The sequence below is a fragment of the Lentzea flava genome (genome assembly GCF_014648475.1).
Lineage (GTDB): Bacteria > Actinomycetota > Actinomycetes > Mycobacteriales > Pseudonocardiaceae > Lentzea > Lentzea flava.
The window spans coordinates 317,565-331,770 of record NZ_BMRE01000002.1 but is presented as its reverse complement, the minus strand read 5'-3'; the positions used below and the strand labels follow the sequence as shown (position 1 = coordinate 331,770).

The following is a 14,206-nucleotide window of genomic DNA, read 5'->3' as shown; positions in this document are numbered from 1 at the left end:
AAGTACAGGTAACGAGCGTTAACCTCCTCGCGAGCAGTTCGCTTTGAGGAGGATGAAGGCATGGAGATCTCGGGTACCGCGGCCATCGTCACCGGTGGCGCGTCCGGTCTCGGCGGCGCGACCGCACGTGCGCTGGCGGCGCGTGGAGCGCAGGTGTTCGCGCTCGACCTGCCCAGCGCCATCGAGAAGGCCGACGTCGTCGAGAACGTCACCTACCTGGCCGCCGACGTGACCTCCGGCGAAGAGGTCCAGGCCGCCGTCGACACGGCCGCAGGCTCCGGCAACCCGTTGCGCATCACGGTGAACTGCGCGGGCATCGGCCCGTCGTCCCGCACCGTCGGCAAGACCGGCCCGCACGACCTCGACCTCTACCGCAAGATCATCGAGGTCAACCTGATCGGCACCTTCAACGTCCTGCGCCTGGCCGCCGCCGCCATGGGCAAGACCGAGGAGCTCGAGCACGGCGCCCGCGGCGTCATCATCAACACCGCCTCGATCGCCGCGTTCGACGGCCAGATCGGCCAGGTCGCCTACGCCTCGTCCAAGGGCGGCGTCGTCGGCATGACCCTCCCGGCCGCCCGCGACCTCTCGTCGGTCGGCATCCGCGTGCTGACCATCGCACCCGGCATCGTCGACACCCCGATGCTCGCCACGGTGTCCGACGAGTTCCGCGCGGGTCTCGCGGCCGGGGTGCCGTTCCCGAAGCGCCTGGCCCAGCCGTCCGAGTACGCGCAGCTCGCGGTCTCGCTGATCGAGCACGACTACCTGAACGGCGAGGTCATCCGCATGGACGGCGCTCTCCGCATGGCCCCTCGCTAGAGGTCGCCCGCGTACGGCAGACGTGACATGGCGTCCGAGGTCATCCACTCGCGCAGGCGGTGGGTGGCCCGGACGTCGTCCTCGTTGTACTCCAGCAACCGCCGCCGCTGCTCGGTGTCGAGCGCGTCGCCGTTCATCCCGACGGCGGCCCGGTACCAGCGCATGGAGTTCTCGCCGCCTGCCTCCGGGTCGCGCCACTGGAAGCCCGCGACCGGAGCGATGATCTTCAGGCCCTTGCCGTGGGCGCACAGGAACTGCTCGCGGACGATGCCGAACAGGTCGACCCAGGAGTCGGACTCGATGAACTCCTTGACCTGGGCGGTCGTCGGGATGCCCGGCTTGCCCGCGAAGCGTTCGGCCGACGCCAGCAGCCAGCGGTTCTCCGCGAGCTCGTTGTAGCAGTAGGCGCGGAACGACAGCCCTCGTGCCTTGGCGCGCAGCCGGATGCCGGTCAGCCACGTCCAGAACTCGGCGAAGCTGCGCGCCTCGTCGTCGCACGGCAGCGCGTCCCACGTGACGAAGGCGCGGTAGCCCTGCTCCTCGTCGATGTCCTTTCCGGACAGCAGGCAGCCCCACATGTACGCGCCGAGATCACCGAAGCTCTCCATGTCGACGTCGACCTCGACGTCCGCGCGCGGCACCTTCATCTCGGGCACCCGGCGCACCAGCGTCAGGTCGCGCAACCACGCCCGCGCCAGCACGACCGCGTCACCGAACGGCATGCCCACCAGCTGGATCGGGCCTTCGGCGTGCGGGTCCAGCTCGGCCAGCGCGTCCACAGTGGACAGACCGATCTTGCGCAGCGCCACCGCGTCCTCGCCGCGCACGACGAGGCTGACGTCCCGCCCCTGCCTGAGGTCGGCGTCGCAGGTCGGCCACCACGGGCACGTCTTGCAGTCGACGATCCGCGACGGCCTGGCCAGCGGGTCCTTCTGGTTCACCGCCGCCAGCGCCACGGCCAGCCGGTCGGAGAACCGCGCGTCGTACTCGGCCAGCGCGGTGCGCCCGCCGGGCCACGTCGGCGCTTCGAGGTCGTGCCACAGCACCACGTCCGCGTCCATGCCGATCACGCCACCGGTCGCCCGGCCGTGCGCCGCGTAGCCGGCGGCCTGCAGCTGGCGCTGTGCGTGGGCCAGCCGGAGCTGGTCACGCGGCTGGGGCCGGACCTTGCGGTGCGGGTCCGTGCGGCTGCCACCGGGCAACGGCATGGTCAACGGACTCGTGCGCGCGCCCTGGCCGGGATCGGTGATCTTGTGCCGCACGACGAGCACCGGCACGTAGCCGGTGGAGTCCTTGACCAGCAGGTCGATGCCACCGCGACGACCACCACGCGGGTCACGCGGCAGCGCGGCGCCCCAGATGTACGGCGCGCCCATCTCCATCGCGGCGAGCGTGACGCGTTCGCGGTCCGCGCTGCGCACGTCCGGCCCGTTCGGCACCTCGAAGAGGTTCGAGCCGACGATCCGGCCGAGGGCGTCCGCCACCGCGCGACGATGGTTCGTCGCGTCCGCTTTCCGTTGTTCCGAAGCCGGATCCGGCGCCGCTTTGGGAGCGTCGCGCATCTCCGGATCGTTTTCGAGGTGCACCCGCCGCCGACAACGAGTGACCACGCCGGCGTCGAGCTGCACCTGGGAAGTCACTGATGCAGGGTATGTCGCGAGTCGACCTCATGTGTCAGCAACCTGGGCAGTAAGTTTCATCTGACGGAGGAGGTGTACCCGAATGGCGCGCAAAACCGGGCATCTGATCACGCCCAAGAGGGCCAAGAACCTGGTCGGAGTGGCGAAGGTGGTCGCCCCGGCGCTCATTCCGGTCCTCGCTCCGGTGCTGGCCCGCGGTGCCGGGATGCTGAGTGAGCAGTACGACCGCTATCGCGCACGCCGTCTCGGCATCGATGTCGCCGACATCGGCAAGTACTCGGGTTACGGCGCCCGATTGCACGCACGGATTGTCGGTTTCTCCGACTCGTTGGAGTCATTGCGCGCTTCCGACGAAGCGTGGGTTTCGAAGACCGAGACCCGGCTCGCCCAGCTCCTCGCCGCCGTTCGTGCCTCCGAACGCATGCCGACGGCCCGGCGCAAAGCCGCGCACCGGGCCGTCGGAACCGATCTGGACGTGCTGGAACAGGAACTGCTCAGGCGCCTGAACGTGCGCTGACCTCCGGAACCTTCCCGGTCACCTCGGCCACGGCCTTCACCGCCGCCTCCTCGACCACCTGACCGGGGTCGAGGTGCGCGGTGACCTCCTCCATCACCTCGGCCACCCGTTCCTCACGCTTGATCATCGGGTCGGACCGCAGGTCACGGGCCAACGACACGCACAGCCCGACCATCACGACCATGAACGGCAAGGCCGCGATGATCGTGAGGTTCTGCAGGCCTGTCAGCGCGTTCGAGCCGCCGACCAGCAACATCACCGCGGCGACGGCACCGGTCAGCACGCCCCAGAAGACGACCACCGGTTTCGTCGGCCTGATCGACCCGCGCTGGGAGAGCGTTCCCATCACGATCGACGCGGCGTCCGCGCCGGACACGAAGAAGATCGCCACCAGCACCATCACGACAACACCGGCGATCGCAGCCAGCGGGAACTGGTCGAGCAGCGCGAAGAGCTGCGACTCCGGCGACGACTGACCCGCCAGGTCGACCCCGGACCGCTGTTCGAAGATCGCCGTCCCGCCCAGGATCGCGAACCACACCAGCGACACCGCGGACGGCACCAGGATCACGCCAGCCACGAACTGCTTGATCGTGCGGCCGCGCGAGATCCGCGCGATGAACATGCCGACGAACGGCGTCCACGAGATCCACCACGCCCAGTAGAAGATCGTCCACCCGGACAGCCACGTCTCCGTCGCGTCACCGCCAGAGGCGGCGGTGCGGCCCGCCATGTTCGCGAGCTCGCGGAAGTAGTCGCCCAGCGCGGTCGGCAGCAGGTTCAGGATGAACACGGTCGGACCGACCACGAACAGGAACAGGGCCAGCACCACGGCCAGCACCATGTTGATGTTCGACAGCCACTGGATCCCGCGAGCGACACCCGAGACGGCGGACGCGACGAACGCCACCGTCAGCACCGCGATGATCGCGACGAGCACGCCCTTGCCGACGTTGCCCGCCCAGCCGGCCGCCTCCAGACCGGACCCGATCTGCAACGCGCCCAGCCCGAGCGACGCCGCCGAGCCGAACAACGTCGCGAAGATCGCCATCACGTCGATGGCGCGGCCCCAGCCGCTGGCCGCGCGGCGACCCAGCAGCGGGGTGAACGCGGCGCTGATCAGCGAAGACCGGCCACGGCGGAAGCTGCCGTACGCGATCGCGATGCCGACGACGGCGTAGATCGCCCACGGGTGCAGCGTCCAGTGGAAGAGGGTGGTGGCCATCGCGGTCTCGAGCGGATCGCCCGAAGTCCCAGGTGGTGGCTTCACGTAGTGCGAGAGCGGCTCGTTGACGCCGTAGAACATCAGACCGATGCCCATACCGGCGCTGAACATCATCGCGACCCACGAGACCGTCTTGAACTCGGGTTTCTCGTCGTCACGGCCGAGCGGGATCTTGCCGTAGCGGCTGAACGCGAGCCACAGGGCGAAGACCACGAACCCGGAGGCCGAGATCACGAAGGCCCATCCCAGATTCTGGATGATCCAGCCGAGCGCCGTCTTCGAGAAGGTGGCGAGACTGGAGGTGCCGACGATTCCCCAGGTCACGAACGCGAGCGTCAGACCTGCAGCAACGCCGAACACGACCCGGTCGGTACGGCCCGGCTGGTCGCATTGGTTGTGCATGCGAACCTAGCTACCCGCTCATAGACCGCGGCAAACTCACCCGATTACCCTCACCTGCGTGAGCACACGGTCGAGTGAGTTGCGCACCCTGCGTGGTGCCGCACTTGCGCTGACCTCGTCCGCGCTCACGATCGCCGCACACGGGCTGGGCGGCGGAGACCTGTCGGAGTTCGTCCACGCGGTGCCGCTCGTCGTGCTGATCGCGTTCGCCGCGGGCAGCCTCGCCGACAAGCGCACCGGGCGGCTCTCGGTCATCGCCGGGCTCGCCACGGCCCAGCTCGCGCAACACGTGCTGCTGACCTGGGTCAACCACGAGCACACGAACACGCTCACTGGCCGGATGTTCGTGGCGCACCTCGTCGCCGCGACGCTGACCGGACTGCTGCTGTTCCACGCGGAGAACGCCCTGTTCAGGCTGTTCGCCGCGGTCACGCGCCTGATCCCCCGCAGGCTCACGCCGTTGCCGGTCACCAAGCCGGTGCGGACGTTCACGAGCACGCCGTACACGCAACGGCAGCACGTGGCGTTGTACACGCGTGCGCACGGGCGACGCGGGCCACCGAACAACTCCTGATCACCCAATCACCCAATCCCCTTGGCAATCAGGAGCCACAACTTCATGTCGACAAATCGATTTGGCGTGCGCACGCTCGCCGTCCTCGGCGTGGCCGGGCTGGCCGTCCTCGGCACCCCGGCCATCGCATCCGCGCACGTCAGCGCCCAGCCCTCGGAGTTCACCCAGGGCGGCCGCGCGACATTCGCGTTCCGCGTCCCGAACGAGCGGGACAACGCGGGCACGATCAAGCTCGAGGTCACCCTCCCGCAGGACACCCCGCTCACCTCGGTGCGCACCAAGCCACTGCCCGGCTGGAAGGCCGAGGCCGTCAAGGGCAAGCTCGACAAGCCCGTGACGGTCGGCGGCAAGGAGATCACCGAGGCGTTCAAGACGATCACCTGGACCGCCGACCCCGGCGTGAAGATCGGGATCAACGAGTACCAGGAGTTCTTCGTCGCGCTGGGCACCCTGCCGGAGGGCAAGGACAAGCTCGAACTCCCGGCCAAGCAGACCTACGAGAACGGCGAGGTCGTCGACTGGAACCAGTCGACCGGCGCCGACGGCAAGGAGCCGGAGCACCCGGCGCCCGCGCTGAAGCTCGCCCCGAAGAAGGCCGCCGCCGACGACCACGGCCACGGCGCGTCCAACACGAGCACCGAGACGCACGAGGCGTCGGCCTCCACGAGTTCCGACCAGACCGCCCGCTACCTCGGTGGCGCCGGCCTGGCCGTCGGCGCGCTCGGCCTGGGCTTCGGTGTCGGCGCCATCCTGCGTTCGCGGCGCAAGGCATGAAGCGCGCGCTCATCGCGTGCCTGATCGCTGGTGCGGCCGTGCTCGTCACGGCCGCCCCCGCGGCGGCGCACAACGCACTGATCAGCAGCGACCCGAAGGACAAGTCCTCGCTGGAGGTCGGACCGTCCACGGTCACGCTGACGTTCGACCAGGACGTGCAGGGCGGCCAGGGCATCAACAAGGTCACGGTCGTCGACGGCGGCGGTGGCCACTACGAACTGCCCGGCGACCCGATGATCAAGGACAACACGGTCACCCAGGCTGTCGGCGCACTGGGCAAGGCAGGGCTGTACAAGATCGGCTACCGCATCCTGTCCGCGGACGGCCACCCCGTCTCCGGTGAGCTGACGTTCACGCTCACGAAAGACGGCACCGGCACACCGCGGGCGGGAGCGGCGAACGACGGCTCGGGCACACCGCGAGGGGAAGCGGCGAACGACGGCTCAGGCGCCGACCCGCACTCGCAGGGCGACCTGCCCATCTGGGTGTGGATCGCCGGCGCCGTGGCGCTGCTCTTCGGCGGCGTGTTCTTCGCCTTGCGCGGCGGAGGCACCAAGGCATGAGTGACGTCCGGACCGCCGCTCCCTCCCACTACCGCGTGCTCGCCGGTCTCGTCCTCGGTGCACTCGCGGGCATCGCGCTCGGCCTCCTGCTGGCACCACCCGTCGTGGTTGCCGGGATCGTGGACGCCGGGGCGGCGGTCCGGTACGGCCTGCCGGTCACCCGAGTCCTGCTGGACGTCTCGGCGACCATCGTCGTCGGGCTGTCGATCCTGCCGAAGCTGCTCGGCTTCGACCGGCCCACGCACACCGAACCGGTGATGCGCCTCGCCCGGCCGGCGGCGGTCGTCGCCGCCGCCGTCTGGGTCGCCACGGCACTGCTGGCGATCGCGCTGCAGGCCGCTGAGCTGCGGCCGGGCAGCGACGTCAGCATCGGCAACGCGATCGAGTACATCGCGAACGTCGGCGCGGGCAAGGGCCTGCTGTTCAGCGCGGCCTGCGCGTTCGTCTACCTGTTCGTCGGCGTGATGGCCGTGCGCAGCGGCGAGTCGGTGCCCGCCGAGCTGCGGATCCTCATCTCGATGTTCGGGCTGCTGCCGATTCCGGTGACCGGGCACGCCTCCAACTGGAAGTACCACGACTACTCGATGGTCTCCATGGAGCTGCACGTGCTGGGCGCCGCCGCGTGGACGGGCGGGCTCGGCGCGGTGATGGCGCTGGTCGCCTACCGCAAGGGGCTGCTGGCGGTCGCACTGCCGAAGTTCTCCAAGGTCGCGACCATCTCGCTGATCGTGGTGTCGGTGACCGGCCTGTTCAACGGGTTGCTGGAGCTGATCCTCAACCCGGTCGTGCCGTTCCCGCAGTCGCTGTTCACGACCGGCTACGGGTTGCTGTTCATCGGCAAGGCGGTGTGTGCGGGACTGATCGCGCTGCTGGGCGCGCACATCCGGTGGCGGTTGCTGCCGAAGATCTCGCAGCACAAGGTCACCGCGATCGTGCAGTGGGCCGTGCTGGAGGTGACCATCATGGGCGTGGCGTTCGGGCTCGCCGTGGTGCTCAGCCGGGCGCCCGTCAGCTGAACCTCATCGCCACGCGCACCAGGTCGGCCACAGCACGCGACCTGCTGTGCGGTGGCCACGCGATCACCGTCGTCACCTTCGGCGCGTCCACCACCGGTACCGCGACCAGGCCTTCGAGCAGACCGGTGCGCACCACCTCGGGCATGACCGCGACGGCACGGCCGAGCGCGATCATCTGGAACAGCTGCGTCAGGTCGTGCACCTCCACGCCGGGGCCGGGGAGGTAGGTGCCGTCGGGCTCCGGCCAGCGCGCGAGTTCTGGCAGGTCGACGACGTCGGCCATCCGCAGCTGCGTCGCTCCCGCCAGTGGATGCGAGCTCGACAGGATCGCGAACTGGCTCTCGGCGTGCAGAGGCTCGACGTCGAGACCCGCTGTCGAGTCGAACGGTTCGTGCAGGATCGCCACGTCGGCACGGCCGTCGAGCAGCGGCTGCGCGGTGTGGGCCTGGCACAGCAGCAGGTCGACGGCGACCGCGCCCGGCTCGGCGGCGTAGGCGTCGAGCAGCTTCGCCAGCAGTTCGCTGGAACCGCCGGCCTTGGCGGCCAGCACCAGCGAAGGCCGGTCGACGTTGCGTGTCCGCCTCTCGGCCGCGGCGACCGCACCGAGGATCGACCGCGCCTCGGCCAGCAGCACCGCGCCCGCCTCGGTGAGCGAGACCTTGCGGCTGGTGCGGGTCAGCAACGCGACGCCGAGCCGGTGTTCGAGCTGGGCGATCGTCCGCGACAACGGTGGCTGGGCGATGCCGAGACGGTCGGCGGCCCGGCCGAAGTGCAGTTCTTCCGCGACCGCGACGAAGTACCGAAGCTCCCGGGTCTCCACACGTGCACGCTATCGATACCGGCCGGGTATCGCTGCCACACCGAAGTGATGTTGGTCCTGAACGCGTGTCCGACCACGATCAACTGCATGAGCGAACAGACGATTGCGCTGGTCACCGGCGCGAACAAGGGCATCGGCTACGAGATCGCGGCCGGTCTCGGGATGACCGTCGGAGTCGGCGCGCGAGATGCCGGACGTGGCGAGGAGGCGGTGGCGAAGCTGCGGGCGAACGGTGTCGACGCGTTCGCCGTGCCGCTGGACGTGACCGACAACGAGAGCGTCAAGGCGGCAGCAGCGCTGTTCGAGGAACGGTTCGGCCGCCTCGACGTGCTGGTCAACAACGCGGCGATCGCCGGAGCCTGGCCGGCCGCGCCGTCCGCCGCCACACCGGAGAGCCTGCGGGAGGTGCTGGAGACCAACGTCGTCGGCGTCGTCCGGGTCACCAACGCGATGCTGCCGCTGCTCACCCGTTCCGCGCGACCGCGGATCGTCAACCTGTCGAGCCACCTCGCGTCCCTGACCTTGCAGACCACGCCAGGAGTGGAGTTCGGCGAGATCAACGGCACCTACACGCCGTCGAAGACGTTCCTGAACGCGCTCACCGTCCAGTACGCCAAGGAGCTCACCAACATCAAGATCAACGCGGCCTGTCCCGGTTATGTGGCGACCGATCTCAACGGCTTCCAGGGGAGGGACACACCCGCGGAGGGAGCCAGGATCGCGATCAGGCTGGCCACCCTGCCCGACGACGGTCCTACCGGAGGCCTGTTCGACCACAGCGGACCAGTCCCCTGGTGATTGTTCAACGTGAAACATTCACAGGGCTCGACGAGTGGTCCGATCGGCGCGACGAGCTGCCCACGAATGGACTAGTCGGTGATCAGTCGAGCCGAAGATTCCTCACGCATGCGCGCCAAGCGGTTCATCGTCCGCTGGCCGCGGCGGTCCAGCTCGCGGCTGTCGATCCAGCCGTTGGCGTAGTAGCGGTAGTCCTGCGCCAGAGCCACGAGCTCCGCGAGGTAGTCGGCCGAACGGCGCCGTCGCTCCTCGTCGAACGACGCCAGCAGCGGTAGCTGGGTGTCGACGACCTCGTCGAGCAACTGCGCGGACCGCAGCGCTCTCTTGGAACGCCACCTCCGAGTAAGGCTCACGCGCCGCACCTCGTCCTTCGCCCCGACCTGCCGCACCTTAGGCGTGGATTTCTCGCCCGTCGATGCTGCATTCGTGGGAGAAGGCTCTGGCGTTACCGGTTCGTGTCCCACACCATCCAAAAGTGGTGCTATAGGACCCAAACGAGATTCGACTAGGCGGCCGTGTCGGCTCCGGTGAAGCGGGCGACGCGGTCGGCCAGCTCGCGGGCCTCTGGGTTGTTGCGGCGCTTCTCGGCTTCCTGGCGCAGCGGCTCCATGCGCTGCTTCGTGCGGACCGACTTGAGGCTTTCCGACAGGTCGACGGCCTGGCGGCCGATCTTGGCGCCGTGGTCGATGTCGCCTTCGAGCAGGTGGTTGATCGCCATCGAGGTCAGGTTGAACGAGCGGCTGCGCGCGTACTCGTCACCGAAGTTGTTGATCGCCTTGGACAGGGCGGGGATCGCGGTCCGCGTGTACTTGGCATCCACAGTCTGTGCCAGCTCCGTGTGCACCGTGCCGATCATGGACGAGAGGTCGATCTCGTTGAAGAACTTGGCCCAGGCCGGGGCTTCCGCGACGTTCGCGCGGGAGAACTCGTCGCGCGCGCGGCCGAGCAGCTTGAGCGCCTGCTCGTCGGAACCCATCTTCGCGTAGGCCCAGGCCTCGTTCGCGCACAGGATGCCCACGGCCAGTTCGGAACCGGAGTTCTGCGCCGCCAGCTGACCCAGCTGGAACACCTTCAGTGCGTCGTCGGGGGCGTTCTGGTGCAGGTAGACGCGGCCCATGCGGTACAGGATGTTCGCCATCAGCGCCTCGTTCTCGCCCTGCTTGGCGAGGTCGAGCGCCTGACCGAAGTGGTTGCGGGCCGAGTCCATCAGGCCCGTGTCGAACGACGTCCAGCCGGCGAGGTTGTGCAGGTCGGCCAGCGCGACGTAGAGGCGCTGCCGAACGACGTCGGTCGAGCTCGCACCGAGCATCTGCTGTCCCCAGGACAGCTGGGCGACCACGGCGTCGCGGCAGGAACCGCCGCCGTACTGGTAGTCGAGGGCTCGCAGAGCACGCGTCGCCGCTTCGACCTGGCGCACATCGGTCATGCCGATGCGTCCCGGAGCCGGAGTCTGTGTGGGGTGAGAAACCCACGACCCGGAGTCCGCTCCGAACACGGCCGCGCCCACTGTCACGGCGGCGGCGTGCGCGAGGAACTTCCGACGCTTCACCGACTCGTCCTCCTCAGGATGGGGTGAGTCCGCGGTTGCGGCCACCCTCACTGCCGTTGTCTCGTCATAGGCGAGACCCATGTATCCACGTGGGACACCCAGGCCAACGGCGATCCGCGTCAGGACGTCATAAGCCATCACCTGGCGTCCCTTGAGGATCTCCGAGACCTCGGACTGCGACTGACCCGTGAGCGCCGCGATCTGGCGCTGGGACACGCCGTGCCGTCGGAGCAGCCGGTAGACCGAGCTGATCTCTCGTCGGGCCAGTGCGTCCCGCATCTCCTGCTGATCCCACACCTCGGCGGGAATCGGAGAGCCCTGGGAACCCATGGTGTTCATCGCGCACCCTCACAGTCCGTTGGGCGTCATCGGCAGACTAGGGGCAGGTCCCCGAGCCCGAGAAGTCCTCTTCGGCGAGGCTGATCGGCCCCACCGAACACCGCTTACCGCTCACCGTAAGACTTCCACCGGTCAGCGCTGTGACGTCCCGTTCCGGCATGAATCATCGCAATCTAGATTCCGGTAAGCGAGTGAGCACGGAGAGGAACGACCAATAGTGGACAGCTCCTCCCCGAGTTCCACCTCCATTGTGGAGACGGGTGACACCGACTCCACATGGCGCGGCACGACGACCGGGCAGCGTCGGACGTGGCAGATCAGCTGCGGCGACGTGGTCGACCGGGACCGCCAGCTCACCGTGAAGGTCGTTCAGGGCCAAGTGGTTCTGGTGGGACCTCCCGGTGAGACGGCAGTCTTGTCCCACGACCAGCTCGTACAGCTCAGGGCTGCGCTACGCGAAGCCGCCGACCAGGCGGAAAGGTGACGGTGACTTCTTCGATGGACGCGATCCTCGGACAGGTTCTTCGCAACGCTGTGTGGGAACGTCTCGACCTGCTCACGGAGCTGGCGAGCCGCGCAGATGCCCCGTCCCTGCTGTCGGTGGCTCGATCCGAGCTCCCTCGGCTGACCGAGGGATGGCGTGCTCTGCTGGCAGCGCACGAGCCGGACGAGAAGGGCAACTGCCCCGAGTGCTCCGGCCGCTGGCGCCAGCAGAAGTCACCTTGCTCGGTGTGGCGCGCCGCGTACGAACACCTGGTTGCGGGCGGACTCGCCCCGCGCCCGGCTCGCCACCTGCGCGAGGCTCCGGTGACCCCTCCTGTCACCAGAACCCGCCGCGCGGTGGCTCGAGCCCACTAACGGGCCTTTGCGACTGACCTGGCGTCCCCCCGACACGACCAGGTCTGCAAACGGCCTACTGACCGGTGGTCCGCGATGGGCGAACCCCCGACCGCGACATCGCGGACCCCGGTCAGCTCAACAACTCCACAGATTCCCGCGGGCCGGTGACGTGCACCTTCCCTCCCCGACCGTTGTCGGTCCGCGGTCACCACGTCGGCCCCTTGCCTGCACCTCCCGCGCAGGCAAGGGGCCGTTTCCACGCTCACGCAAGGGTCCCCCCGTGAAGGGGAACCCTTGCTGCAATTCTTCCAGGCACCACCGACAATTCCAGGCCAAGATCTCGACCTGTCCACAGGTCAGCGGTGGGTGCCGGTCCTCCAGGCCAGGTACGAGGTCAGGCCGGGGAACAGCCGGCCGGAGATCTCGAAGGCCTTGAGCTGCCACGGGAACAGGTGCTCAGCGCGTTCCTTCTCCACGGCGTCGACGATCGCCTTCGCGCACCGCTCCGGCGTCACCGTCGGGATCAGCCTCGCGATCGCCGGAATCCGCTCCTCGGCACCGGGGTTGTTGTTGAAGTACTCGCTGGAGACCTTGCCCGGCACCACTTCGCTCACACCGACGCCGGTGCCTCGCAGGTCGAGCCGCAGCGACGCAGTCAGACCTCGCAACGCCCACCGCGCCGACTGGTAGCCCACGCAACCGGGAATCGGGAGGCGTGACACCGGCGAGTTCACGTTGACGATCCAGCCGGACCGCCTGGAACGCATGGCTCCCAAGTACTCCCTGGTCAGCAGCAACGCCGCCACGTATGGCACAGCGGTCATCGTCTGCAGTTCGTCGGCCGAGGTGTCGTCGAGGAACAACCAGCGGCCGACGCCCGCGTTGTTGACGAGCACGTCAGGCGCTTCGACCTCCTCGGCGAGCGCGCGGATCTGCGCGGCGTCCGCGAGATCGGCCGGGTGGGCGGAGGCCGAGCCACCGAACTCGGTGATCCGCTTGACCTGTAGATCGAGCAGTTCGGCGCTCCGGGCCACAAGGTGGACGTGCGCGCCGTGTGCCGCGAACCGGAACGCGGCCTCCGCGCCGATCCCCTGGGACGCTCCAGTGACCAGAACCCTCTTGCCCGACAGCTGCATCAGACCACCGATCGCACTCGACTCATCAACACCGCCGCCAGCGCCGTCGCCAGCGCGGACGCCGCGAACAACCCGCGGTAGCCACCAAGGTTGGCCAAGATCAAGGCGGTCAGCAAGGGGGCCACGACCTGCGGCAACGCGTTGGCGACGTTCAGCACGCCGAGGTCCTTCGCCCGGTCGGACGCGGCGGGCAGCACCTGGGTGAGCAGGGCGATCGCGACCGCCCAGTACGTGCCGAAACCGATGCCGAGCAGCGGTGAGGCGACCAGAACGGCCGTCCAAGTGGGCCAGATGACCAACAGCAACGCGGCGAGCGCCATGACGGCCGACGCGAGGTACACATACGGCTTGCGGCGCCCAGAACGATCACTTCGTGCGCCGAACAGCACCGCTCCTGCGGCGAGTGCCACCCCGTAGAGCACCATCAGCACCAGCAGACCGTCTTCCGGCGACGGGTGGTGCACCACGTCACCGAGGAAGAACAACAGGTACAGCGTGCCGAACGCGTTGCCCAGGTTGATCATGAAGTGCCCGAGCCACGCCCACGCGAAGTCGGGGTGCTCGCGGGGCGAGATCCAGAACGTCGGCCGCACCGGCTTCACGATCAGCTGCGTGTCCGGTGTCCTCAGCACGAAGAACAACCCGCCGGTCACAACGATCACCGCACACGTCAGGTAACCCGCCGGCAGGCCGCTGACCAGCAACGTCACCACGACCGCACCCAGCACCGTGCCGAGCATCTGACTGATGCCGATCAATCCGCCGACCTGCGCCCGCTGCACGACCGGCACCCGGTCGGGCACGGCGGACGTCAGCGCGGCGAGCATGCCGCCGATCCCCGCCTGCACCAGGCACCAGCCGAGCGTCATGACGAACACCGAGTCCGCACCGGCCAGGACGCCGAGGCCGATCGCCCCGACGACCGAGCCGCCCACCGTCCACGGGTGACGACGGCCGAACCGCGAGGTCGTGCGGTCGGACAGGAACCCGATGAGCGGCACCACCAGCAACGACACCAGGGCGCCGACACCGGTGACAACGCCGAACACGAACTCCTTGCCCGCCTTGTCCAGCAGCTCGGCCTGCTGCGGCAACAGCACCTGGATCGGTGCGTAGATCGCGAGCCACAGTCCGAGGTTCGCGACGAACAGCCACGCCATCCAGCTCCGTCGAACCGGGACGATCGGCTCGGCC

16 protein-coding genes are annotated in these 14,206 nt (G+C 68.7%); 9 read left to right on the top strand and 7 right to left on the bottom strand.

Going from position 1 to position 14,206, the window contains the following annotated elements; translation table 11 throughout:
* Nucleotides 1-60 precede the first annotated feature (60 nt).
* Nucleotides 61-819: an SDR family NAD(P)-dependent oxidoreductase gene (locus IEZ09_RS05765; protein WP_189252496.1), complete on the top strand. Its 759-nt coding sequence runs from the start codon at nucleotides 61-63 to the stop codon at nucleotides 817-819.
* Here IEZ09_RS05765 and IEZ09_RS05760 read toward each other — a convergent pair.
* On the bottom strand, nucleotides 816-2,459 hold the full coding sequence (locus tag IEZ09_RS05760) for a TM0106 family RecB-like putative nuclease (protein ID WP_189252495.1): 1,644 nt from the start codon (nucleotides 2,457-2,459) through the stop codon (nucleotides 816-818). The two genes, IEZ09_RS05765 and IEZ09_RS05760, sit on opposite strands and share 4 nt — an antisense overlap.
* A gap of 82 nt (nucleotides 2,460-2,541) precedes the next feature.
* Between IEZ09_RS05760 and IEZ09_RS05755 the strand changes: the two genes are divergently transcribed.
* A complete protein-coding gene (locus IEZ09_RS05755; RefSeq protein WP_189252494.1) occupies nucleotides 2,542-2,976 on the top strand; it encodes a DUF6474 family protein in 435 nt (144 codons plus the stop codon).
* Here the strand turns inward: IEZ09_RS05755 and IEZ09_RS05750 are convergent.
* Entirely contained in the window at nucleotides 2,954-4,603 is a 1,650-nt protein-coding gene (locus tag IEZ09_RS05750) for a BCCT family transporter (RefSeq protein WP_189252493.1), read from the bottom strand. The two genes, IEZ09_RS05755 and IEZ09_RS05750, sit on opposite strands and share 23 nt — an antisense overlap.
* A 58-nt stretch (nucleotides 4,604-4,661) precedes the next feature.
* On the opposite strand from IEZ09_RS05750, the gene IEZ09_RS05745 reads away from it, so the two are divergent.
* From IEZ09_RS05745 to IEZ09_RS05730, 4 genes are all read left to right on the top strand, one after another.
* Nucleotides 4,662-5,177 (top strand): hypothetical protein, encoded by a 516-nt coding sequence (locus IEZ09_RS05745; protein ID WP_189252492.1) that lies wholly within the window; start codon nucleotides 4,662-4,664, stop codon nucleotides 5,175-5,177.
* Between the two features lie 66 nt (nucleotides 5,178-5,243).
* Entirely contained in the window at nucleotides 5,244-5,951 is a 708-nt protein-coding gene (locus tag IEZ09_RS05740; protein ID WP_308202369.1) for a YcnI family copper-binding membrane protein, read from the top strand.
* Nucleotides 5,948-6,514 carry a copper resistance CopC family protein gene (locus tag IEZ09_RS05735; protein WP_189252490.1) on the top strand — a complete coding sequence of 189 codons (567 nt, stop codon included), beginning with the start codon at nucleotides 5,948-5,950 and terminating at the stop codon, nucleotides 6,512-6,514. The genes IEZ09_RS05740 and IEZ09_RS05735 overlap by 4 nt, the downstream gene beginning before the upstream one ends.
* Nucleotides 6,511-7,530, top strand: coding sequence for a CopD family protein (locus IEZ09_RS05730; protein WP_189252489.1), 1,020 nt, complete (start codon nucleotides 6,511-6,513; stop codon nucleotides 7,528-7,530). Before IEZ09_RS05735 ends, IEZ09_RS05730 begins: the two co-directional genes overlap by 4 nt.
* Here IEZ09_RS05730 and IEZ09_RS05725 read toward each other — a convergent pair.
* Entirely contained in the window at nucleotides 7,523-8,350 is an 828-nt protein-coding gene (locus IEZ09_RS05725; protein WP_189252488.1) for a LysR family transcriptional regulator, read from the bottom strand. The genes IEZ09_RS05730 and IEZ09_RS05725 overlap by 8 nt on opposite strands.
* An 87-nt stretch (nucleotides 8,351-8,437) precedes the next feature.
* Here IEZ09_RS05725 and IEZ09_RS05720 point away from each other — a divergent pair, with 87 nt between their 5' ends.
* A complete protein-coding gene (locus IEZ09_RS05720) occupies nucleotides 8,438-9,148 on the top strand; it encodes an SDR family oxidoreductase (RefSeq protein ID WP_189252487.1) in 711 nt (236 codons plus the stop codon).
* A gap of 71 nt (nucleotides 9,149-9,219) precedes the next feature.
* Here the strand turns inward: IEZ09_RS05720 and IEZ09_RS05715 are convergent, their stop codons facing one another.
* A complete protein-coding gene (locus IEZ09_RS05715) occupies nucleotides 9,220-9,501 on the bottom strand; it encodes a hypothetical protein (RefSeq protein ID WP_189252486.1) in 282 nt (93 codons plus the stop codon).
* Between the two features lie 152 nt (nucleotides 9,502-9,653).
* Complete coding sequence (locus IEZ09_RS05710; protein WP_189252485.1) at nucleotides 9,654-11,036, bottom strand: helix-turn-helix domain-containing protein; 1,383 nt, start codon at nucleotides 11,034-11,036, stop codon at nucleotides 9,654-9,656.
* Nucleotides 11,037-11,253: 217 nt separating this feature from the next.
* Between IEZ09_RS05710 and IEZ09_RS05705 the strand changes: the two genes are divergently transcribed.
* Together IEZ09_RS05705 and IEZ09_RS05700 are read left to right on the top strand one after the other, a co-directional pair.
* Nucleotides 11,254-11,520, top strand: a complete 267-nt coding sequence (locus tag IEZ09_RS05705) for a hypothetical protein (RefSeq protein ID WP_301324896.1) — start codon at nucleotides 11,254-11,256, stop codon at nucleotides 11,518-11,520.
* A 14-nt stretch (nucleotides 11,521-11,534) separates the two neighbouring features.
* Nucleotides 11,535-11,894 carry a hypothetical protein gene (locus tag IEZ09_RS05700; protein ID WP_035909125.1) on the top strand — a complete coding sequence of 120 codons (360 nt, stop codon included), beginning with the start codon at nucleotides 11,535-11,537 and terminating at the stop codon, nucleotides 11,892-11,894.
* A gap of 338 nt (nucleotides 11,895-12,232) precedes the next feature.
* Here IEZ09_RS05700 and IEZ09_RS05695 read toward each other — a convergent pair whose 3' ends face one another.
* Both IEZ09_RS05695 and IEZ09_RS05690 read right to left on the bottom strand, forming a co-directional pair.
* Nucleotides 12,233-13,012, bottom strand: coding sequence for an SDR family NAD(P)-dependent oxidoreductase (locus IEZ09_RS05695; protein WP_189252484.1), 780 nt, complete (start codon nucleotides 13,010-13,012; stop codon nucleotides 12,233-12,235).
* Nucleotides 13,012-14,172 (bottom strand): MFS transporter, encoded by a 1,161-nt coding sequence (locus IEZ09_RS05690; RefSeq protein ID WP_189252678.1) that lies wholly within the window; start codon nucleotides 14,170-14,172, stop codon nucleotides 13,012-13,014. Before IEZ09_RS05690 ends, IEZ09_RS05695 begins: the two co-directional genes overlap by 1 nt.
* Nucleotides 14,173-14,206 lie beyond the last annotated feature (34 nt).